A 21,677-nucleotide genomic window follows, 5' to 3' on the forward strand; every position below is an offset into this window, starting at 1 on the left:
CGAGAACACAGCCGATCCGATCGCTGATGAGGATGGGTCCTACACGCCTGTCAATTTTGCGCCTGATGCGGTGGATGACGGGCTGGTGACACCGGTGGGCGCGGCGCTTGTGATCGATGCTGCTGCGGACCTGCTGGCCAATGACAGCGATCCGAACGGGGATGCGCTGACCCTGACCGGCGTGACGCAGCCTGCCAACGGAACCCTGACAGACAACGGAAACGGAACCTATACATATACTCCAAATGCCGGCTTCAGCGGCACCGACAGCTTCGACTACACGGTGTCGGACGGAGAATTCGCCGATACAGGGACCCTAGCTATTGCCGTCGGCAATCCAATCGATGTTTGGTACGGACTCAATCAGAGCTTTGGTGGACCCGGCGAAGGGCAAGAGGCAATCAACATCCTAGGCAATGTAGGAGGCAATGTTCAGACGCTGACCTATTCCCTGAATGGTGGACCAGAGCAGGTTCTGTTGATAGGAGCTGATACTCGACGTTTACATAATGACGGGGATTTCAACGTCGAGATCGACTTTTCGGAACTCGACGGATCAAGTACTGATGATGTTGTCACCATTACTGCCACGTTAGCCGGCGGTGCCGTCGTGAAGCGAGATGTGGTTGTAGATTATGAATCCGGCACTGCTTGGAATCCTAATTACAGCATCGACTGGGATGCGGTGACCGATGCTCAGGATGTTTTACAAATTGTTGATGGCACTTGGTCTTGGGATTCAGACGGTATCCGACCGGTCGATCTGGGATATGATCGTCTTCTGGTTCTGGGCGATGATAGTTGGGACAATTATGAGCTCAATATAGCCATCACCATGCACGACATAAACGTTAATGACCCCGTCGGGGTATCCGAGGCTTTTGCGGTTGGGTTACTGTGGGGCGGGCATACCTACGGCTCAGGCGACACTCAGCTAAGTACTGGATATGAACCCGGTGCATCGTTTACGTATACGCATCTGTTCCGGAATACGAGCTATCATAAGTTTTCTGAATTGGTAGGTGTGCAGAACTTTGATTTACAAGAAGGCTTGACCTACAACTTCACCGTTCGGGTCGAACAGATCGGTATCTATGACCGGCTTTATAGCCTCAAGGTCTGGGAAGAGGGCGCGGCTGAGCCGGCGGACTGGACCCTGCAATCCGTGGAGACCTTCAGCTTGGACGAGGCTCCGGCGACTGGGGGCATTTACCTCAACGCACATTATTATGACGTCACCTTCGGCGATCTGACTGTCACCGAGATCACCGGCAGCGATATCATTCAGGGCGACGACAGCGCTGAGGTTCAGGTCGCCGTCGATACCGGGAGCGTCACGCCAGGCCAGAGCGAGGTGGATGTATTTGTCGGTGCTGGCGGTGCGGATGTCTTTGTCTTCGGGGATGCGAACGGCACCTATTACGACGACGGGGTCGGGGCTGATGCGGGCGAGGATGATTATGGCTTTGTCTATGATTTCATCTCGGGCACCGATCAGGTGCAGTTGGCGGGCGTTGCCGCGGATTATGTGCTCAGCACGGATGCGCCGGGCCTTTCGCCGGGCACCGCGATCTGGCGGGTGGGCGAAAATGGTGATGCTGACGAGCTTGTCGGCCTTCTGAACAGCGTCTACGGGCTGGATCTCAACAGCGATGATTTCATCTTCACGGATACGCTTTTGGTCTGAGAAAGGTGTAAAATCACCATGTTTCCGCTAATTGGGATACGGTATCGAGTAAAATATTGTCAGTTTCCGGAGGAATGCCTCATTTCATAAAATTGGCCTATTTCTTTGCCAGAGTCTCTTTGGCAAGCTTACGATTACATTTGTGTTAACGGAGAATTTCCATGAAAGTTGCAATTCTCGCCGGGGGCAAGGGAACGCGTCTGGCAGAGGAGACCTCGGTCAGGCCCAAGCCAATGGTCGAGATCGGAGGTATGCCCATCCTGTGGCATATCATGATGACCTATTCTCATTACGGGTATAACGATTTTGCCGTCGCCCTTGGCTATATGGGCAATTACATCAAGCGTTACTTTGCGGAATACGGGACGCTGGCGGGCAATATCACGGTCAATATGGGACATCCTGAACCGGTGGTGCGCCACGATCAGGATCACGCGCCCTGGACCGTCGATCTGATCGAAACCGGTGGAGAGACCCTGACCGGAGGGCGCGTCAAGCGACTGCAGCCTTATATGGGCGACGGAACTTTCATGCTGACCTGGGGCGATGGCGTATCGGATGTGGACCTGCACAAGCTGCTTGCCTTTCACCGCAGCCACGGCAAGCTGGCGACGATCACTGCGGTGCGTCCGCCCGCGCGCTACGGTCATATGCGCTTTGAGGGCAACCAGGTTGTTGCGTTCGAGGAAAAGCCGCAGACAGCCGAGGGTCGGATCAACGGTGCTTTTTTCATCCTCGAGCCGCAGGTCTTTGACTACATCGAAGGCGACATGGTCATGTTCGAACATGCGCCACTGGAGAATCTCGCCAAGGATGGTCAGCTGATGGCATATCCTCATGATGGTTTCTGGGCGGCGATGGACACCCTGCGCGACAAGCACAATCTGCAAAAGCTGTGGGATTCCGGTGAACGCCCCTGGGCGGTTTGGGAGAAATAATATGCGTGTATTGGTAACTGGTCACCGTGGGTATATCGGTGTGGTGCTGACCCCCATGCTGGAGGCAGCCGGACATGAAGTTGCGGGTATCGACAGCGACCTGTATGAGCGCTGCACTTTCGCTCCGGGCGGAGAGATGCCGCAAGTACCGACGATCCTGAAAGATATCCGCGATATTGAGGCAGCAGATTTGCTGGGCTTTGACGCCGTCCTGCATCTGGCCGCACTGTCGAACGATCCGCTAGGCGATTTTCGACCCGAAACCACTTATGAGATCAATTTTGAGGGCACGATGAGTGTAGCCCGCGCCGCCAAGGCAGCCGGGGTGTCGCGGTTTGTGTTCTCGTCCTCCTGCTCGAACTATGGCGCGTCGGGCGCGGATTTCATCGACGAGAACGGAGCCTTCAACCCGGTCACACCTTATGGCGAAAGCAAGGTCAAATCCGAGCTGGCGCTGGCCGAGATGGCGGATGATACCTTCTGCCCGACCTTCTTGCGTTCGGCCACGGCCTATGGGGTCAGCCCGCGCATCCGTTTTGATCTGGTGCTGAACAACCTCGTCGCCTGGGCGGTGACCACGGGCAATATCCATATGAAATCCGATGGCACGCCCTGGCGGCCGATCACCCATATCGAAGATATCAGCCGCGCGTTTCTGGCGACGCTGGACACACCGGTCGAAAAGATCCGCAACGAGGCCTTCAATGTCGGCGTGACCGAGCACAATTACCAGATCCGCGAATTGGCCGAGATCGTGGCCGATGTGGTACCGGGTTGCGAGGTGACCTTTGCTGATGATGCTGGCCCCGACAAACGGTCCTATCGGGTGAACTGCGACAAGATCCAACGGGTGATGCCGCATTTCAAACCGCAATGGGATGCCCGCAAGGGCGCGCAATCGCTGTATGAATCCTATCTGGCGCAGGACCTAACGCTGGAAGAATTCGAAGGCCCCCGCTATCAGCGGATCGGCCATATCAAAAAGCTGATCGCCGATGATGTCATTGATGTGGCCCTGAAGCACACCAAAAACGGAGTGTCTTCGCGCACCCCTGAAAACGTGCAGGAGGCCGACCCTTCGGATTTCGTGGCCGACAGCGCCAAAGTCTGCTGCATATCCTGCGGCCATAAGGGGTTGTCACCCATTCTCGACCTCGGTCTGATGCCCCGTTCGGACGGTCTGCTGGAAGAAAGTGGGCTGACGCATAAAGAGTCATTGGTCCCGCTGCGTTTGGGCTATTGTCCCGATTGCACTCTGGTTCAGCTGCTGGAAACCCGCCCGCCGGAAGAAATGTTCGGTGACGACTACGTCTATTTCTCGTCCTACTCCGAAGATCTGCTGAAGCATTCCCGCGAAAACGCGCTGGAACTGATCGAGAAACGCAAGCTCGGACCGGATAATCTGGTGGTCGAGATCGCGTCGAATGACGGCTATATGCTGCAGAACTTCAAAGGCGAAGGCATCAACGTTCTGGGCATCGATCCGGCCTCGCAACCCGCCACGGCAGCGCGCGAAAAGGGTATCGACACGGTGATCGACTTCTTCGGCACCCGCGTGGCCGGCGAATTGCGCGCACAAGGCAAACGGGCCGATATCATCATCGCCAACAACGTGGTGGCGCATGTGGCCGACCAGAATGATCTGGTGGCAGGCATGGCCGAGCTGCTGGCCGATGACGGGCAGGTTGTGGTCGAATTTCCCTATGTCCGCGACATGATCGATTTCATCGAGTTCGACACGATCTATCACGAGCATCTGTGCTATTTCTCGGTAGGGTCGGCCAAAACGCTGTTTGAACGGCACGGGCTGTATCTGAACGATATGCGCCGGGTGGCGATCCATGGCGGGTCTCTGCGGCTGTTCTTTGGCAAGGCCGCAGCGCCCACGCAGGCTGTTGCGGATATCTTGGCCGAAGAACATGAACTGGGTCTAGACCGCTTTGATTACTACAAGACCTTCGGGGCCCGTGTCCGGGCCTTCCGCGATCAGGCGCGCAAGCTGGTGGGCAATCTGAAAGCCGATGGCAAGCGCATCGCAGCCTATGGCGCGGCGGCCAAGGGCACGATCATGCTGAACTTCCTACAGCTCAACGACCGGACCATTGAATACGCGGTGGATAAGAACATCCACAAGCAGGGCAAATACATGCCCGGCGTGCGTATCCGCATCGATGAGCCCGAAAGATTGATGGATGATAATCCGGATTATGTAATAATTCTGCCCTGGAACTTCCGCGACGAGATCATTCGCCAGCAGCAGGCCTTCCTGCAGGCCGGCGGCAAGTTCGTTGTACCGATCCCGGAACTGGAAATCGTCGAATCCTGACGGCGGAGGGCATATTTATGACTGAACTGACCTCTTGCCCGGCCTGTGCTGGGCAGACCCTGTCAGAGATTTACCGGCTGGACGCCATCCCGGTGCAAAGCTGCATTCTGCTGGACACCGAGGATGAGGCGCGCAATTTCCCGCGCCATCCGCTGGTTCTGAAATTCTGTGACGATTGCGGCTTTGTCTTCAATTCCGTTTTCGATCTGTCCAAGGTCGATTACGCCTCGACCACCGAGGAAAGTCAGCATTTTTCCGGCACTTTCAACCGTTTTGCCCGTGATCTGGCGGCCGAGGTGGCCTCGCTTTACGATCTGAAAGGCAAGCGCACGCTTGAGATCGGCTGCGGCAAGGGTGAATTTCTACAGGAACTGGCGGATCAGACCGGCACGATCGGTCTGGGTGTTGATCCCGGTTTCATCCCCGAACGCCTGCCCGGCGCGGATGGGCACGAAATCACCTTTCAGCGCGAATATTTCGACCCTGCCACCATCGCCGAGGCCCCTGATTTCGTCGCCTGCCGCCACACGCTGGAACATATCCCCGAGGTCGGCCGGTTCATGGACGAGATCGCGCAGGTGATCGGCGAACGCTCGGATGTGGGTGTCTTCTTCGAGACCCCGGATGTGTACAGGGTGCTTGCGGAAGGCGCGTTCTGGGACATCTATTTCGAACATTGCTCGTATTTCACCCTGGGTAGCCACGCCCGGCTGTTCCGGCGGGCCGGGTTCGATGTGACTAAGCTGTATCTGGCGTATGACGATCAATATATCATCCAGTACGCGGAACCGGCGGCGGGCCGTCCGGTGTTGGCGCATGAGGATGATCTGGACGCGGTGCGCGCCCTGGCCGCGGCCTTCCCGCAGAAAGTGGCCGAGATCCGCGCCCACTGGACCGATTTCGTGCGATCGCGCCATGGTGCGGGCAAGCGGGTGGCCATCTGGGGCGGTGGCTCGAAGGGCGTGTCTTTCCTGACCACCAATGATCTGGGGGCTGAGGTGGCGCAGGTCATCGACATCAACCCGTTCAAGCAGGGCAAATACTTACCGGGCACTGGGCATCTGGTTTCCAGCCCTGAAAGCCTGAAAGACGCCCCGCCCGACACGGTGATCGTGATGAACCCAATCTACCTGCCTGAAATTGGCGCGCAACTGGCCGATATGGGCCTGAACCCGGAGCTTGTGGCGGTATGACCATAACCTTTCCCCTCTGCACTGCGGAGAACGCGCAAGATATCTTTCGGTTGGATCAGGTGCCGGTCATCTGCAACCAGCTCTGGCCTGATGCCGATGCCGCCCGCGCTGCCCCTGCCGGAACGGTGGATCTGAAGCTCTGCCCCGAAACCGGGTTCATCTGGAACGGTGCTTTTGATCCCGCGCGCATGGTCTATGCGCCGGGCTATGAGAACGCGCTGCATTTCTCGCCCAAATTCCAGGCCTTTGCCGAAGAGCTGGCCGCCGGTCTGGTGGACCGTCACGGCCTGACAGGCAAACATGTGGTCGAGATCGGCTGCGGCGACGGGCATATGCTGGACCTGATGGCCAAAAACGGCGTGGCCACCGCCACCGGGTTCGACCCCTCGATGGACGGTCAGCAGACCCCCTTTACCGCCCGAGACAATGTCGAGATCGTGGGTGAATATTTCCGCTCGGATCAGCTGGACCGGCCCTTTGATGCCATCCTCTGCCGTCATGTGCTGGAACATGTGGATGCGCCGGTGCCGCTGATGACCGATATCCGCCGCGCCATCGGGGATCGCGATGTACTGATCTATTTCGAGGTACCCAATGCCGGGTGGATGTTGGATGCGGTGTCCATGTGGGACGTGATCTATGAACATGTGGGCTATTGGAGCGCGCCTGCCATCACCGCCCTGTTCCGCCGCACCGGGTTCGAGCCGATCTCGGTCAGCGCCGGATATGGTGAGCAGTTCCTGATGGTCGAGGCCAGACCCACCGCGCCCCAGCCCGAGTATCTGGATCCCGGGGCTGCCGACATCGCCCGCGCCGCCCATGCCTTTGGCCAGGCCGCCACTGCGGAACTGGATCGCTGGCGCGACCGGCTGTCCGGGTTCGAGGGCAATGTGGTCATCTGGGGCGCGGGGTCCAAGGGGATCACATTCGCCAACGCCTTGGGCAACGCGGCCCGACCGCTGGCGGCGCTGGTCGATCTGAACACGCGCAAACACGGGCTGGTGGCTCCCGGCGTCGCCCTGCCGGTGATCGCCCCCGAGGCCCTGCCCGGTGTCAGCCCCGATCTGGTCCTGATCTCAAACGCGCTTTACGAGGCCGAGATCACCGAACAGGTGCGCAGCATGGGCCTGAACCCGGATTTCGCCGTCATCGCGGGATAGGACATGGCGGTCGAGCACAAGAATATCGCCATTTCCAAAAAACTGGTCGCGATCAATTCCCTCAGCTCGGTGGCCGCCAAAATCGTGAACTTCCTGGTGCTGATGTGGGTCTATCAGTACCTTTTGGCGCGCCTGCCTGCTGCGGAATTCGCGGTTCTGCCGGTGGTCACTTCGCTGATGGTCTTTGCGCCGCTGTTCTTCTCCTTCTTTTCGGGCGGGATCAGCCGCTACATTCTGGACGCCTATTCCAAGGGCGATTTCACCGAGGTTCGGCGGATCGTATCATCTCTGTTCCCGACATTGCTGCTGGCCAGCGCGGTTTTTGTGCCGGCCGGGCTGATCTTTGCCGCCAATATCGAAAAGGTCTTCAATATCATCCCCGAGATGGTCTGGGATGCGCGCCTGATGCTAACCCTGCTGGTCACCAGCTTTGCGGCGCAGATGGTCATCATCCCGTTCAGCACCGCCTATCTGGTGCGGCAGCGCTATGTTGAGCTGAAATCGCTTGAGATCGCCCGTGATCTGCTGCGTGCGGCGCTGGTCGTGGTGCTGCTGTTGATGATCGATGCCTCGGTGCTGTGGGTTGTGGTGTCGACATTCGTGTCCGAAGTGGCCTTTACAACGGTTGTGCTGCTGCGGTCGCTGAAACTGGTTCCCGAATTGCGGATGCAACGTGGACTGTTCAGCCTAGCCAAAGCGCGCGAGCTGATTTCCTTTGGCATGTGGACCACGGTCGGGCGGCTGGGGGCGATCATGTATACCAACGCAGCCACGCTGCTGCTGAACCTTTATGGCACCCCGGTCGGAGTCACCAGCTATCACATTGGTGCAACCATATTCCGGCAGATGCAAAGCACGGTCAGCCTAGCTGCTTCGCCGCTGCAACCTGCCATCACGGCGATGAATGCGCTGGAAGACCGGCAGAGGTTGGCTTCGACCGTATTGCGGGGCGGGCGCTATGCGCTTTGGGCCTCAATGGCCATTGCTACGCCCCTGTCAATTTATGCAGATATTTTTATAAATCTCTATCTCGGACCCGAATATGCTGAAGCTGGCCTGATCATCATACTCTTCATGATCATTTTTCCATTCTCACACGCCACTGCATTGCTTCCGATCACCTCGACGGCAATGGCCAAGGTGCGTGAATTCTGCCTTCCAGCCTTTCTGTTCCAGTTAGCCGGCCTAGTCTTGATGCTGATCTTTCTCAGGGTTTTCGGCTTAGGGGCCGTTGGCGCGGTGGCGGCTCTGACACTCATCACCATAATTGCCCAACTGAGTTATTTCTGGGGTTTTTCCCTGAAGCTAATCAATGTCCCACTCGGGCAGTTTGCCCAGAGCGTGCTGATGCGCGGCCTGATGCCCGCCGCCTGTGGCGCGGTTGTCTGGGCGGGATTGAGATTGATCCGGGCACCCGAGGGCTGGCTTGAACTGTTTTCCTACTGTTTCGCAGGTGGGGTGGTGTATCTAATCATATTGTACAGTTGGGGGTTAGACCAAACAGAACGCCAACAATTGGGAAAGCTTCATCAACGCTCGTGATGATGCCATAATCTGGATTTAAAAGAGTAACCAAGATAGCTTCTGCACAAGACGGCTTCTAGGAGAAAATGTTATGAGTACAGTTTTTATTGGATTGCCCGTCTATAACGGCGAGGATTTTCTCGAGACTGCTCTACAGAGTCTCGTGGATCAGACTTATTCCGATTTTAAGATACTGATTTCCGACAATGCCTCGACCGACGGAACACAAGGGATCTGTGAGCGCTTTGCTAACAGCGATTCTCGGATTACCTATCACCGACAAGAGAAAAATCTGGGTGCGGCGGGAAATTTCAACTTCTGTGTCGAACAGGCCCGGGGCAAATATTTCAAATGGATGGCTCATGATGACGGGTGCGAACCGGAATATCTTGAGCGATGCGTCGAGATGCTGGAACAGGATGACGAGATCGTTATGGCTCAGGCACGTGCCAAATGTATTGATGACACCGGGACTGTCACCGGCAACTATGAGCGGGAGTGGGACTTTAGTCACTCCGACCCAGTGGTCCGATTTTCGCGAGCAATGGCACTCAATCATTCTTGCGTAACTGTGTTCGGCGTAATGCGGTTAGATGTGTTGAAAAAAACTCCAGCAATTGCTCCATTTGTTGGATCAGACCGCGCCCTGCTGGCGGAACTAGCATTGAATGGTCACCTGAAATATGTGCATGATGAGCTTTTTCTATGGCGAGACCACAAGAACCGCTCGGTACGGCTTGGCAACCGTAAGCGCTTAGCAGAATGGTTCGATTCCAACACGACAAGCATATTTCCAGCATTGTATATTCAACAATTCTGGGCAAACCAGAAAGCAATATCTCGCGCAAATTTACCATTACTGACCAAAGCAAGAGCTGTCGCGTCGACACTTCGTTGGGCACTACAAAATCGTCAAATCTGGATTATAGATCTGCGTTCTCTAGGAGGAGCAATAATACGTCGTAACGCTTAGTGCATGAGGCAGTGAATTTGAGAACTAATATGAGCATTAGTGTGTCGGAAAAACGAACCAACTTCACAACTAGTGTGGTCGGTAAATCCCAAGTTCGTCTCCCATGGCCGATCCTAATATTTCTAATATCTCTAGTTTTCCCGTTTTTCTTCCAAGTGGGACCAATTCTCCTTACTCCATATAGAGTAGTACTAATAATATTTTTTTTCCCATGCCTTTCGATGTGGCTTAGGGGTAAAGCTGGGCCGGTTCGCATCGCTGATATTGCTCTTTTCTGCATGTGCCTATGGTCTGCCCTAAGTTTTTTTAAGCTCCACGGAACTGGCGTTGCAGTAGAGGCCGGAGGAATTGCACTCGTCGAAACAATGAGCGCTTATTTACTCGCTCGCTGCTTTATTCGCCAAGCAGACGATTTCTATGCATTAGTGCGTTTTTTGTTTTATCTTATTGCTTTATTGTTGCCATTTGCATTGTATGAAACACTCACATCCAAAAATATATTATTGGAACTAGCCAACAAAATAGGTAATGCGCATGACACTGTCTTTAAAGAGCCGCGCTGGGGGTTTGATCGCGTCCAAACAGTATTTTCGCACCCAATCTTATTTGGTATTTTTTGCGGCGGCGCCCCTGCATTGGTCTTTTATGTCCTCGGGTACAATACTACAATTACGCGGCGACTTTTTAAAACAACATTGGTAACATTCACCGCTCTACTATCATTGTCATCAGGGCCAATGACCTCTCTTGTAGCACAGCTTTTACTAATTAGTTGGGACAGAACTTTAAAATCTATAAAAAGAAGGTGGTATATCTTATCTAGCGGTATATTGTCTATTGTTGTAGCAATCGAAATTGCAGCTAATCGATCTACGCCGGAAATTTTTATCTCCTACTTTGCGTTCAACTCACATACCGCATCGAATAGAATAAGAATATGGCAATTCGGCACGATGTCCGTCGAAAACAATCCACTTTTTGGAATTGGCCGCAATGAGTGGGTGCGTCCATATTGGATGAGCGGCAGTATGGATATGTTCTGGCTGGTGCCCGCCGTAATTCATGGCCTTCCTTCAGCAATTTTTTTACAGTTATCATTTTGGGCTCTATTTCTCTCGATCGCATTAAAGAAAGATTTGGGAGATAGAGAATCTAGTTATAGAAAGGGATATCTAATTTGTATGGTTGGCTTCTTTCTAGGAGGCTGGACAGTACACTACTGGAAATCGATTTACGTGACATTTATTTTTCTTCTCGGGAGCGGTGCGTGGATACTCGACGCAAGCAGACCAAAAAAAGCGTTCGAATCCAGTGGCTCAATTGCGTCCGAAGTGCTTCCTGAAACAATCACTAGCCAGGGTGAAGACTCGGACAACCCGAAGAAACTTATAGCATCAGCAAGAAATACCAGTACTAAAGTAGAACGTAAAAAAAATAGAAATAGATATACAAGGTTTCCCAGGGTAACGAAATGACTTACATTCAAATTATCGCCTCACAATTGAAAGCAAGTGTGCCTTATCTTTATCAACGCCTTACGCTACAACAGATCTTAATATTCTCGTTACCTCGAAGCAAATAGAGGGTCCGTTATTGAGTGTTCCTTTGTAGCTTAGGGAGATGCATGGTAATGCACGTTTCAGTAATTTTGCCAACTTACAATCGAGCGAGAGTCCTTAGACCAGCTTGTGAGAGTGTTTTATTCCAATCTTTTAGGGACCTAGAGCTAATTGTTGTCGACGATGCGTCTACCGAAGACATACGGTCAGTAATTGAATCTTTAAACGATGTTCGGGTGCGTTATGTCAGGCACGAATCAAATCAGGGAGCATCCGTAGCCCGAAATACAGGCTTACAATTGGCGCAAGGAAACTTTATCGCATTTCAAGATAGTGATGATCTTTGGTTGCCGGGTAAACTTGAGCGCCAACTTTCGTTTTTCGAAAGTTTACCAGAAAATGTTGGAGTGGTGTTCGGATCCAAAATACTATATGGTAGAGATGCTTATCACAATTATGGTTCTGGACATGTGACGTGTGCGCCGCCTCCAAAACAGCGTCTTAGCTTACAAGAAGATCAAGTAAGACGTTTTTTAGACGGTAATCGGATCAGCTTACAAAATGCGATATTTCGCAGAGATTGCTTCCCTACCAAGAGGTGGTTCGACCCGTGTGCTAAAGCAAATGCAGACTGGGAGTTTACATCACGATTGGCGCAACACACTAAAATTTTTGAAGACATCGAACCAGTGGTGATAGCTTTTATTTCCGGAGATAGCATTTCAACTAGTTTTCGGAAAAAAGGTCTGGGGCTCATAAGAATATTAAAGAAAAACAGAAGTATCCTCGAAGAAAATCCAGATATCTATGCAAAGAATTTGATTAGACTATCCAGCATAATGTGGCGCCTTAAAAAGAAGCGTATCGCCAGACGTCTAGTTTTACTTTCCGTTTCTAAAGATCCCGTCACTAGTTTACCCATAATTTCAAAAACTATTGCTAAGAAATTGATTTACCTCCTCCCGAGATTAACCAGGCATCTTAGCGATACACTGATAAAAAAAAGGCGCTGATTTTAATAGATTCAAAACTCTAAAAATTAATGCTGTACTGCGTGCTTTATGACTCAAAACGGACCAATAACACATCTGATCTTGCTAGTTCTCTGGCTCCAGTTCTGAAATTAGCTGTTCAAGCCCAACAAAATGGGAAACATCAACTGGCAAAACTACATCTGCCGTCATAGGATCTGCAATTCCTTCGAAACGCGCGCAATTAAAGGTTTGCGTGTCGCATGACAAAAGCATTTCATTGTAAGGTTCAAACCAAAACAGGCGGTTGTTTATTGTATTACCTAATATTAACGGATCCTGCGATTTATATAAACCTTCCAGCGTATTAGGTTGCAACTCACTGGTAATAGATCCGACTATATCAGGAAAGCGATGCGATCCAATAAAAAACTTATGTTTTTCCTTTATTCCAGACGGATGCAAAATAATTAGAGGGAGCCAATTCAACATAACTTGATCTTGTAATCTGCTTAAGTAGGGAAGCTCCCTCGATTCATCCGAGGTTATTATTACCACGGTGTTTTTTAATAGCCCCCGATTCGAGAGTCCGTCAAGCAAATCTCCTATCGCTGCATCGAGGTATGCGAGAGCGCGACGACGTGAAGACGGTTCGGTGGTCATGAAATCATCTGGGACATTGTATGGACTGTGTGTACCAGTCGTAAGAACCGAGACGAACCAGCGTTTATTTGGAGGAATACTGTCTAAGTAATCCAGTGTGTGTTCAAAAAGTGCCTTGTCGTCTATCCCCCACGCATTCGACGAATACCCAGTACTTAAAGTAGACCCGCCAAGCGATTCAGAAAAGCCGATTCTCGGCAATATGTCTCCCTTTGACATAAAATCCAAAGGTGCGCTTTGTAAAAATGCTGTGTGATACCCTGCTTCAGAAAACTTAAAAGGTAACGCGTTATGTGCAATTTTTGATCCCGGCTTCACTTCGAGCCATTTTAACTTTCCAGATACAAAATATGGAAAATCTCCGGTTAGAGTCGTATATAATCCATTAGCGGTTATCAGCTGATTTGCCGCATATCTCTCAAATGATATATTGTCGTCAGCTAATTTGCGAAGGTTTTTCATCCCTCCCAAATCCAAGCTTCTAAATGATAGTCCCTCAAGATATAAAATTAAAATATTATTCTCAGCAGCCTCCATTGTGATTGCTGGGGTCTTTTTAAACGCAGATGCAGGGAACTTTCGAAAATCCGGTTCAGGGGAGCCTGATATCTCATTTGGAAGGAGTGGATGAGATTGAACCCAAGGTGGGTGTAAAAAGCTGAAACTCGGTATTATTATAATAGAAACGATGAGGATAGGTGGCACTAAAATAAGGCCCACCCGTCTAAATGGCCGTACACTCAATAAGAAATAAGCAGAGATCCCTGCCGTCAACAAAATCGCCACTCTCAGTAATAGCTCAGCTGTTGTTTGCCCTTTAATAAAAGTTGCACTCATGGCGTTGTGTGCAGTTGTCAAGTCAATGTGAGCGAAGTTGTATTTTATGTGCTCTACATTGATTGAGAAATAAATTGCGAGCACTGCGATCGTTAATATGTGTACTCTTCTACCAATAATTGGAAGGCACATAAGCGCAGCCAGTAAAAAGGAAAAAATTATATCAAAGCATATCCCCCTCAATAAGCTAGAGCCGAAAGATGACAATAAAATTTTCATACCATCTAATTTGTCTAATGGCATATACAACGGCACGAATGTATCACGGTAATAAGATAATAGAGCAAGAAATCTTTGACTTAAGCACAGTAATGCAACCGCAAAAAAAACAGGAATAAATTTTTTAATAAGTCTATTCGTATTATCTTTCTCAGACATCCGAACCCAATCTCAATCACATACCAAGAACATACTTGAACGACTAAAAATATCATGTTCTAGGACGTTATGACAATATCGAACTCCACACCCTTGAGTTCAGGGCTTAAAAATTACAGTTTTGTGAAAGTGATTGTAACTTTTGTCTCGACAATGGTCGCACTTTTGGGTTGTTTTGCGCGGCCCCCAAGTAGGGAGCACGCCTTTTCTCTTCAAACCTTCTTTGAACTGATTGGCGTTGCAGTTCCAGTCTCTGGACCTTCAATCCATGTTTAGCAGGCTTCCAGGTCCCGCTTTAGCCCTCATCCTGTCTGTTAGAAGAGCACTGTGCCAAAAAGTTTCTACTCGGTTCAGGTCAGTTTCAGGGGCAAGGCTGCTATAATACTGTATGCTCTGGACATAAGATGTCAGATTAGGTCAAGTTCTTTTTGAATTAGGTAAAAGAAACGGGAGCCTTTCGCTTAATGATTGGTGTAGTTATTGTGACGTTTCGATCCGCGGATGTGATTGAGGCTTGTTTAGACAGTCTAAAATCGAACCATTTCGATCTACGAATTGTAATCTGTGACAACAACTCACCGGATCAGACTGTCGATGTGATCCGTAGCTGGGCGGATCAAAACGCACTTCACTTGGCGGAAATGACACCTTCTAGTGTAGGCGCGCATGATTCCGTTACCTTATTACATACAGGTGGTAATCTTGGTTTCGCAGGCGGTGTTAATGCGGGGTTGAGTTTCCTCATGAAAGATCCTGACATTGATCTGTTTTGGATACTCAACCCAGATTGTGAGGCGCTTCCTCACACCGCTGAGCATTATGCACAATGTGCTTCCAAAATTGGTTCATTCTCAATTATGGGTGGACGTATTTTTTACCACGGATCAAGTCCGCGGCGCATTCAGTCTGATGGCGGTCGTATCTCTCGTTGGTCGGGGGTTTGTCATAACGTCAACGCAGGAAAGCTAGAAGATGAAGCCGAATTTCCGTGCGTAGAGGATATTGATTACATCTCGGGAGCTAACATGTTGGTTTCCCGCGCCTTTGTACATCAAGCGGGCCTATTGGAAGAAGATTATTTTCTTTACTATGAGGAAGTGGATTGGGCAGCGCGCCGCGGAAATCTTCCTTTGGCTTTATGCCCCGAGGCTACAGTCCTCCATCATGGTGGCACCTCCATTGGATCAGGTACATTGACACGGCGACCGACCCCATTTTCAGAGTACTTTAACAACCGCAATCGAGTACGTTTTATGCGCCGGTTTCGGCATATAATGCTGCCAATCTCCTGGTTAATTTCGATGTTGCGCATAGGAAAATTGATTCTGATTGGTTCAAAACAGGAAGCTTGGGCCGCATTTTGCGGCTTGAATGGTCTGACCCCCCCGAGGGATATAAAATGCACTATTGCGCTGGATGACCAAGAACGTGCATTTTCCAAGACTCGAGCTCACTGACATTTTCTAAGCAAGTTTCTGTTCCAAGATTTTAGTGATCGGCGTTCATAGCTTTGTTGCAGAGTTTTGTACACGCCGAGTTGTTTGGCGATCACAATTCCGCTTCTGACGACGGGTTCTGTTGCGAAGTTTCTGATTGAACGAAGAGTTGACACCGAACCTGCGGCTTATGCCGCCAGTTCTGCAAATTGACGAAATGGACAGATTCCGGGCGTGAGTTGACCTTTGCGGATCATGTTCACGACTTCAATTCCATTCAACGTCGCCGTTGCCGAAGAAAAGGTTTTGAACCCCATCATCGGACGAGTCCGTCGCTTAATGAAGCGGTGATCCTGTTCCACGATGTTGTTCAGGAACTTTCGCCTCACCATCTCAATTGGGATTGGGCAGCCAAAGCCCTTGAGTATCTTGTTGATCGCCTTGATGCCTGCGGTGTTGGCCCCACTTTTGTCGATGACAATCTTTCTGGGAAGGCCGTTTACCTCCATCATTCGAGCGAAGAACCTCGTGGCTGCTGGCTTGTTTCGGCGCTGCGAAAGCATGAAATCAAGCGTTTTACCGTGCTTATCGACTGCCCGGTACAGATAAACCCAAATGCCCTTCACCTTGATGTAGGTCTCATCCATTCTCCAAGAAGGGTCGCAGGTCGCTTTTCGGCGACGCGCAGTTTCAGCAATGGCGCAAGAGTATCGCGTGACCCAACGGTTCAGTGTGGTGTGATCAACTGATACACCGCGTTCCGCCATGATTTCTTCCAGATCCCGATAGGAGACACCGTGTCGAACATAGAAAAACACTGCGAATAGGATCACTTCTTTTGGATACTGAGCACCTTTGTAAGAAACCATGGACCAACCTTAAACTGGATAATGCCGTTCCCCACACAGGCGCTAACGCCACAAAGGTCAATGGTCAAATGTTTGCAACAGAGCCTTCTGGGGCCGCTGGTGGCGTGTCGATTATGCAGTGGTCGAATTGTGCCTTGGCCGCGTCTAGTGTGGCTCGTAGCGCATGTGGGGCCGGGTCGCGGTCCAGCATCGCCGGGGTTTCAGCTTCGCGGCTTTCCCACCATCCTCTGAGTGAGCCTTGTGGATCCAGATCGAGGCAAAGCACCTTCTGGCCATCCAAGGCAGCGGCCACGGATAGATTTCTACAAAGCGTTGTCTTGCCTGCTCCGCCTTTCTGGGCGGCTATTAGTACCGTTTTCATAGTTCGGGACGCTATCGCAAATGTGCGAGGCCGCAAACGCATAAATTCATAGCCACGCATTTGCGTGAATACGTAAATGCAAACATATGTATAAAAACATAACGGACGTAGGGTTGTTATACACCCTAAGATTACCCCTAGGATCGAGAGGCCCACGCTATGAAATTCGTCACTTACCTTCGCGTATTCACCGAACGCCAGGGCCAGAGCGGTTTGGGGCTGGAAGCGCAACGCGCAGCGGTGGCGGCGCACGTCCTGGACCGGGGCGAGGTCGTGGCAGAATTTGTCGAGGTGGAAAGCGGCAAGCGTGCAGATCGTCCTGAGTTGGCGCGTGCGCTGGCAGAGGCAAAACGGGCAAGGGCCGTGTTGCTCATTGCGAAGCTGGATCGTCTCGCTCGCAATGTGGCTTTCGTTGTAAACCTTTTGGAAAGCGGGGTCGAGGTCACGGCGGCGGATATGCCTGAGGCGAACCGCTTTGTGCTGCACATCATGGCCGCAGTCGCAGAACAAGAGGGCCGCGCAATCTCAGAGCGGACCAAGGCGGCGCTGGCGGCGGCAAAAGCGCGGGGGGTCAAACTAGGCTGGTCGATACCTGAGAGGGCTTCTGAACAGCGTCAGGCGGCACGCAAGGGGGCAGCAGTGAACAAGGCGCGTGCCCTGGCCTATGCTGAGAACGTGTTGCCAGTGGTCGAGCAGATTAGGGCAGGCGGCGCATCCCTTCGCCAGATCGCGGCAGAATTGAACGCGCGGGGGATCAAAACCGCACGGGGCGGCAAATGGCACGCGACCACGGTGCGGAACATAATAACGGCGCATCCAATCCCTTACGCGCGTGGTTTGGTGCAGGATGTCGCCCTTCGTCGCGACCGATGCAGAGGTCTAACGCCGCTCTAACGCTGTGCCGAGGATGTTCATCGTCGGCCCAAGCGCCCGTGCACCATTCACGGTCAGGTGGGCGGCGTCGAAATAGATGAAGGCACCGTCCCGCATCGTTTGGCAGATCCCGTCAGGGCAGATCTGGTCCGAGAGCCGCACCACACGATAGTCTTCTGCGATCTGGTCAATGAAGCGCGATGTGATCCGAGTGATCTCGGCCACGTCCTCGAGGGCGAAATCACACACAGATGGGTCCGCGCCGATCCAAGTGCGTATCGCCAAGCAGCGGCCAATGTTTGCCCCTGATTGCGGCGTCGGCGATACGACAATCGGCTGTTTGCCCATGGCTTCGATCATAGCCAAGGTCTTGCGAAAGAGCGCCACTCCAAGGTCAAGCGAGGACTTCTGAAGCTCTCCCTGATGCAAGACCTGCCACTCTTCCGAGACATAGGCCCGGAAGGGCGAGGACAGCACCACATATTGCACCGATGGGGTGTTTCGAAGCCACTCCAGCACGTCGTCATTGAAGGCCGCACAGGATCGGCTCCAGGCAAAGCCAATGTTTGACGTGTAGGGCGCTGTCGCGGCAAAGGGCCCGCAACGCGGCAGGGTCAGCTGCGCGACGGGCAGCGTCCCTTCGGTACTGGCCAGCACCGCGGGCACGATGTGCTGGGCAAAGGAATCCCCCCAAACGGCAATCACGGGATCGGGCCCGGTTTGGCAGAGCGAGCCGGTCAACGTCGCCGGCCCGCAATCGCGCGCCAGCCCATAGACCGGCCGAAACTGCTCATCGAGATAGGCCGTCAGCGCGGGATCGTTGAACCGCCCCCAAAAGAGCCCGGCTTTTGTGAACCCCGAATAGCCAACGGCCATGAAGGCCGCCGAGGCGACCAGCGCGGCCGTCAGTACCCGCCTACGCGCGACCGTGGCATCCCCGGTGGGACGGCGCCGGAACGGCTGCTCCACAAACCGCCAAGAGAGCGCCGCGAGCCCTAGTGCCAGAACCGAAAGCCCCAGCATCAACCAGAGCGGCGGTTCGTGACCGACCCGAATACGGGCGAAGGCAAACACTGGCTGGTGCCAAAGATAGGCGCTGTAACTAATCAACCCAATCGCAACCGGAGCCTTAAGCGACAGCACGCGCGCCACCCATGTGCCCCGGGCCGCGAAAAGGATCACCAGCACAGATCCAATCACCGGCACCACCGCATAGATGGAAGGAAACCGAGTAGCATCGTCAAACAAGAAGATCGACGAGACGATCATCGCCAGCCCGAGCCCGGCGAGCCCCTCGCTGCGCTTTGGCCCACCGCGCACCAGAACCAGGGCGCACAGCGACCCACACAGCAACTCCCAAGCCCGCGTCGGCAACAGGTAGAAATTCGCCCGTGGGTAGTACCACGACGCATATTCAGCCAGCACCAGGCTGCCGAGCGCAATCACGACAAGGACCGAGATCGTCACCCGATCCTTGAACCGCAGAAGCAGCAGCAACAACAGCGGAAAGAGCAGATAATATTGCTCTTCGACGGCCAAGCTCCACGTGTGCAGCAGCGGGCTCTCCTCTGCCTCGGCGGCGAAGTAGTCACTTGCGCGCCAAAAGTGCACGTTAGAGGCGAAAACGAAGACCGCCATCAGGCTGCGCGCAAAGTCTTTCTGCTGAACCGGGATCATCCAGGCCATCACGAACGGCACGCAGCAGAGGCAGACGAACATCAGCGCGGGCAAAATGCGGCGGGCGCGCCGTTCGTAGAACGTCAAAAGCGAGAAACGGCCCTCGCGGATCTCGGTGTAGAGGATCGTCGTGATCAAATACCCCGAGATGACGAAGAACACATCGACGCCGACATAGCCGCCACCAAACGCCGTCACCCCACCGTGGAACAAGATCACCGGCAGCACGGCCACGGCCCGCAGGCCATCAATCTCACGGCGATACTTCATAATCCAGTCCAAACCCAAAACACACGCTCTTCACGTTAGCGATAGTGTAGAACCAGCCGCTTGAAAAGCAGCAACAGTGCTTTTGCGCTGCTGTCGGGCCCCACGCGGTACGCTGTGATTAGGCCTTGATAACGAGCGGCATATCCTTCGCAGCGCTCGGCACGTCGCTGGACCGGCCAGCGGCGCTGACAATCTGAGGTCGCCACCCCATCGCGAAACAGAGTTCTACGGAAACATTAAGCAGAGCTTTATTCTAGTATTTCTGGTGGCAGCATATCCTCAACCGTACCAGTAATCCGCGCTTTACGGTCTACGCGGGGGCGCTGCAATTCAGCGTAAGCGGCTTTCTGTCCCTCAATGTCCTTCGCGCCCCAGCCGATCAGAACGCCGGTGACGCGCCGCCCCGTTTTCTCAGGCGCCACCGTCACAGTGAAGTCAGACAGGGCGTTCACTTCCACAAGGGCAGGCTTGATCGCGTATTGGTTCAGATTGCCATAGGTGGTCAGCTTGTCGGCTTCTACGCCTAAGAGTTCCCGGAAGTCATCCAGTGCGAACCGTTCAGTGAACACGTGCTTGAGCCGTACACGCCGCGCCACGGCTTCATAGAGCGCCAAGGCATACTTCGAGGTGAATGCGCGCAGGACTTCCAATTCCAGCTTTGCAAAGACCGTGGAATCCTTGAGCAGCAATGCCAGTTCTGGCGGGATCGAGTATTTCAGATTACCCCGTTTCCGTTTCGGGTCTGACAGGTTGTTCCATCCCAATAGCTGCACGCGGTCTGTTGAGCCGTCCGGGCGCTGGATCGTCACCACCGTTGTCATGAGCGCCTCAATCGAACGCACAAGCCGGTCATTGCTATCGTGGGTTTCCCGCAGGTCTGCCAAGGGGATTTCAAAGCGCCGGTTCTCTGAGGCCAGATCAGGCCCGAACGCATGGCGTAGCAGGACATTGAACAAGCGCCGGTCTGCCAAGATCAGCTTGGCTGCGCCCTTCACCTCAATAAGTTCGGCAGGCTTCACCATCTCACCCATGTTCGGGGCAACATCGAGCGGGTTCTGTTGCGAAGTTTCTGATTGAACGAAGAGTTGACACCGAACCTGCGGCTTATGCCGCCAGTTCTGCAAATTGACGAAATGGACAGATTCCGGGCGTGAGTTGACCTTTGCGGATCATGTTCACGACTTCAATTCCATTCAACGTCGCCGTTGCCGAAGAAAAGGTTTTGAACCCCATCATCGGACGAGTCCGTCGCTTAATGAAGCGGTGATCCTGTTCCACGATGTTGTTCAGGAACTTTCGCCTCACCATCTCAATTGGGATTGGGCAGCCAAAGCCCTTGAGTATCTTGTTGATCGCCTTGATGCCTGCGGTGTTGGCCCCACTTTTGTCGATGACAATCTTTCTGGGAAGGCCGTTTACCTCCATCATTCGAGCGAAGAACCTCGTGGCTGCTGGCTTGTTTCGGCGCTGCGAAAGCATGAAATCAAGCGTTTTACCGTGCTTATCGACTGCCCGGTACAGATAAACCCAAATGCCCTTCACCTTGATGTAGGTCTCATCCATTCTCCAAGAAGGGTCGCAGGTCGCTTTTCGGCGACGCGCAGTTTCAGCAATGGCGCAAGAGTATCGCGTGACCCAACGGTTCAGTGTGGTGTGATCAACTGATACACCGCGTTCCGCCATGATTTCTTCCAGATCCCGATAGGAGACACCGTGTCGAACATAGAAAAACACTGCGAATAGGATCACTTCTTTTGGATACTGAGCACCTTTGTAAGAAACCATGGACCAACCTTAAACTGGATAATGCCGTTCCCCACACAGGCGCTAACGCCACAAAGGTCAATGGTCAAATGTTTGCAACAGAGCCAACCTGAGTGCTCGTCAATCTCAGTTCAAAGTTTGCGACACAACCCTTGCCTATGCCTGGAATAACCAAATCTAGATTATGCGCATAATTCAATATTTTTGATTGCTACATT

17 protein-coding genes are annotated in these 21,677 nt (G+C 52.7%); 11 read left to right on the top strand and 6 right to left on the bottom strand.

All coding sequences use genetic code 11. From position 1 onward, the window contains the following. The 9 genes from ACR0AH_RS19570 to ACR0AH_RS19610 form a co-directional block, all read left to right on the top strand. Window positions 1-1,687, top strand: a 1,687-nt coding sequence (locus tag ACR0AH_RS19570) for a cadherin-like domain-containing protein (RefSeq protein ID WP_480593340.1), incomplete at its 5' end; no start/stop codon positions are given. A 161-nt stretch (window positions 1,688-1,848) separates the two neighbouring features. Further along, window positions 1,849-2,625: a glucose-1-phosphate cytidylyltransferase gene (rfbF, locus tag ACR0AH_RS19575; protein ID WP_170802998.1), complete on the top strand. Its 777-nt coding sequence runs from the start codon at window positions 1,849-1,851 to the stop codon at window positions 2,623-2,625. 1 nt (window position 2,626) lies between these two features. Further along, window positions 2,627-4,951, top strand: a complete 2,325-nt coding sequence (locus ACR0AH_RS19580) for an NAD-dependent epimerase/dehydratase family protein (protein ID WP_480593342.1) — start codon at window positions 2,627-2,629, stop codon at window positions 4,949-4,951. Between the two features lie 17 nt (window positions 4,952-4,968). Further along, window positions 4,969-6,144, top strand: coding sequence for a class I SAM-dependent methyltransferase (locus ACR0AH_RS19585; protein ID WP_480593344.1), 1,176 nt, complete (start codon window positions 4,969-4,971; stop codon window positions 6,142-6,144). After that, window positions 6,141-7,304 carry a class I SAM-dependent methyltransferase gene (locus tag ACR0AH_RS19590; protein WP_480593346.1) on the top strand — a complete coding sequence of 388 codons (1,164 nt, stop codon included), beginning with the start codon at window positions 6,141-6,143 and terminating at the stop codon, window positions 7,302-7,304. Before ACR0AH_RS19585 ends, ACR0AH_RS19590 begins: the two co-directional genes overlap by 4 nt. Window positions 7,305-7,307: 3 nt before the next feature. Next, window positions 7,308-8,846 carry an MATE family efflux transporter gene (locus ACR0AH_RS19595; RefSeq protein WP_480593348.1) on the top strand — a complete coding sequence of 513 codons (1,539 nt, stop codon included), beginning with the start codon at window positions 7,308-7,310 and terminating at the stop codon, window positions 8,844-8,846. Between the two features lie 73 nt (window positions 8,847-8,919). Further along, a complete protein-coding gene (locus ACR0AH_RS19600) occupies window positions 8,920-9,801 on the top strand; it encodes a glycosyltransferase family 2 protein (protein ID WP_480593350.1) in 882 nt (293 codons plus the stop codon). Between the two features lie 221 nt (window positions 9,802-10,022). After that, window positions 10,023-11,276: an O-antigen ligase family protein gene (locus ACR0AH_RS19605; protein WP_480593352.1), complete on the top strand. Its 1,254-nt coding sequence runs from the start codon at window positions 10,023-10,025 to the stop codon at window positions 11,274-11,276. 155 nt (window positions 11,277-11,431) lie between these two features. After that, entirely contained in the window at window positions 11,432-12,373 is a 942-nt protein-coding gene (locus ACR0AH_RS19610) for a glycosyltransferase family 2 protein (RefSeq protein ID WP_480593354.1), read from the top strand. A gap of 84 nt (window positions 12,374-12,457) precedes the next feature. Here the strand turns inward: ACR0AH_RS19610 and ACR0AH_RS19615 are convergent, their stop codons facing one another. Then, window positions 12,458-14,209, bottom strand: a complete 1,752-nt coding sequence (locus tag ACR0AH_RS19615) for an LTA synthase family protein (RefSeq protein WP_480593356.1) — start codon at window positions 14,207-14,209, stop codon at window positions 12,458-12,460. A gap of 464 nt (window positions 14,210-14,673) precedes the next feature. Here ACR0AH_RS19615 and ACR0AH_RS19620 point away from each other — a divergent pair, with 464 nt between their 5' ends. Further along, entirely contained in the window at window positions 14,674-15,666 is a 993-nt protein-coding gene (locus ACR0AH_RS19620) for a glycosyltransferase family 2 protein (RefSeq protein WP_480593358.1), read from the top strand. 167 nt (window positions 15,667-15,833) lie between these two features. Here the strand turns inward: ACR0AH_RS19620 and ACR0AH_RS19625 are convergent, their stop codons facing one another. Together ACR0AH_RS19625 and ACR0AH_RS19630 are read right to left on the bottom strand one after the other, a co-directional pair. Beyond that, a complete protein-coding gene (locus ACR0AH_RS19625) occupies window positions 15,834-16,514 on the bottom strand; it encodes an IS6 family transposase (protein WP_480593360.1) in 681 nt (226 codons plus the stop codon). Between the two features lie 64 nt (window positions 16,515-16,578). After that, the gene (locus ACR0AH_RS19630) at window positions 16,579-16,875 is read right to left on the bottom strand and encodes an AAA family ATPase (RefSeq protein ID WP_480593362.1); all 297 of its coding nucleotides are present in this window, start codon (window positions 16,873-16,875) and stop codon (window positions 16,579-16,581) included. A 159-nt stretch (window positions 16,876-17,034) separates the two neighbouring features. Here ACR0AH_RS19630 and ACR0AH_RS19635 point away from each other — a divergent pair, with 159 nt between their 5' ends. Further along, window positions 17,035-17,769 (top strand): recombinase family protein, encoded by a 735-nt coding sequence (locus ACR0AH_RS19635; RefSeq protein ID WP_480593363.1) that lies wholly within the window; start codon window positions 17,035-17,037, stop codon window positions 17,767-17,769. On the opposite strand, the gene ACR0AH_RS19640 is transcribed toward ACR0AH_RS19635, so the two are convergent. The 3 genes from ACR0AH_RS19640 to ACR0AH_RS19650 all read right to left on the bottom strand — a co-directional run bounded on the left by ACR0AH_RS19640 (window position 17,755) and on the right by ACR0AH_RS19650 (window position 21,480). After that, window positions 17,755-19,695 (bottom strand): acyltransferase family protein, encoded by a 1,941-nt coding sequence (locus ACR0AH_RS19640; RefSeq protein WP_480593365.1) that lies wholly within the window; start codon window positions 19,693-19,695, stop codon window positions 17,755-17,757. The genes ACR0AH_RS19635 and ACR0AH_RS19640 overlap by 15 nt on opposite strands. A 248-nt stretch (window positions 19,696-19,943) precedes the next feature. Then, window positions 19,944-20,726, bottom strand: a complete 783-nt coding sequence (locus tag ACR0AH_RS19645; protein ID WP_480593367.1) for a replication initiation protein — start codon at window positions 20,724-20,726, stop codon at window positions 19,944-19,946. Window positions 20,727-20,799: 73 nt separating this feature from the next. After that, window positions 20,800-21,480, bottom strand: a complete 681-nt coding sequence (locus ACR0AH_RS19650; protein ID WP_480593360.1) for an IS6 family transposase — start codon at window positions 21,478-21,480, stop codon at window positions 20,800-20,802. Between the last annotated feature and the right edge of the window lie 197 nt (window positions 21,481-21,677).

It is taken from the genome of Ruegeria sp. AM5 (genome assembly GCF_056540645.1).

Coding starts and splice junctions, on each gene's coding strand:
- ACR0AH_RS19590 (WP_480593346.1), top strand. CDS start 6,141: ATGACCATAACCTTTCCCCTCTGCACTGCGGAGAACGCGCAAGATATC.
- ACR0AH_RS19615 (WP_480593356.1), bottom strand. CDS start 14,209: ATGTCTGAGAAAGATAATACGAATAGACTTATTAAAAAATTTATTCCT.
- ACR0AH_RS19645 (WP_480593367.1), bottom strand. CDS start 20,726: ATGGGTGAGATGGTGAAGCCTGCCGAACTTATTGAGGTGAAGGGCGCA.
- ACR0AH_RS19585 (WP_480593344.1), top strand. CDS start 4,969: ATGACTGAACTGACCTCTTGCCCGGCCTGTGCTGGGCAGACCCTGTCA.
- ACR0AH_RS19595 (WP_480593348.1), top strand. CDS start 7,308: ATGGCGGTCGAGCACAAGAATATCGCCATTTCCAAAAAACTGGTCGCG.
- ACR0AH_RS19635 (WP_480593363.1), top strand. CDS start 17,035: ATGAAATTCGTCACTTACCTTCGCGTATTCACCGAACGCCAGGGCCAG.
- ACR0AH_RS19650 (WP_480593360.1), bottom strand. CDS start 21,480: ATGGTTTCTTACAAAGGTGCTCAGTATCCAAAAGAAGTGATCCTATTC.
- ACR0AH_RS19620 (WP_480593358.1), top strand. CDS start 14,674: ATGATTGGTGTAGTTATTGTGACGTTTCGATCCGCGGATGTGATTGAG.
- ACR0AH_RS19605 (WP_480593352.1), top strand. CDS start 10,023: ATGTGGCTTAGGGGTAAAGCTGGGCCGGTTCGCATCGCTGATATTGCT.
- rfbF (WP_170802998.1), top strand. CDS start 1,849: ATGAAAGTTGCAATTCTCGCCGGGGGCAAGGGAACGCGTCTGGCAGAG.
- ACR0AH_RS19640 (WP_480593365.1), bottom strand. CDS start 19,695: ATGAAGTATCGCCGTGAGATTGATGGCCTGCGGGCCGTGGCCGTGCTG.
- ACR0AH_RS19600 (WP_480593350.1), top strand. CDS start 8,920: ATGAGTACAGTTTTTATTGGATTGCCCGTCTATAACGGCGAGGATTTT.
- ACR0AH_RS19630 (WP_480593362.1), bottom strand. CDS start 16,875: ATGAAAACGGTACTAATAGCCGCCCAGAAAGGCGGAGCAGGCAAGACA.
- ACR0AH_RS19610 (WP_480593354.1), top strand. CDS start 11,432: ATGCACGTTTCAGTAATTTTGCCAACTTACAATCGAGCGAGAGTCCTT.
- ACR0AH_RS19625 (WP_480593360.1), bottom strand. CDS start 16,514: ATGGTTTCTTACAAAGGTGCTCAGTATCCAAAAGAAGTGATCCTATTC.
- ACR0AH_RS19580 (WP_480593342.1), top strand. CDS start 2,627: ATGCGTGTATTGGTAACTGGTCACCGTGGGTATATCGGTGTGGTGCTG.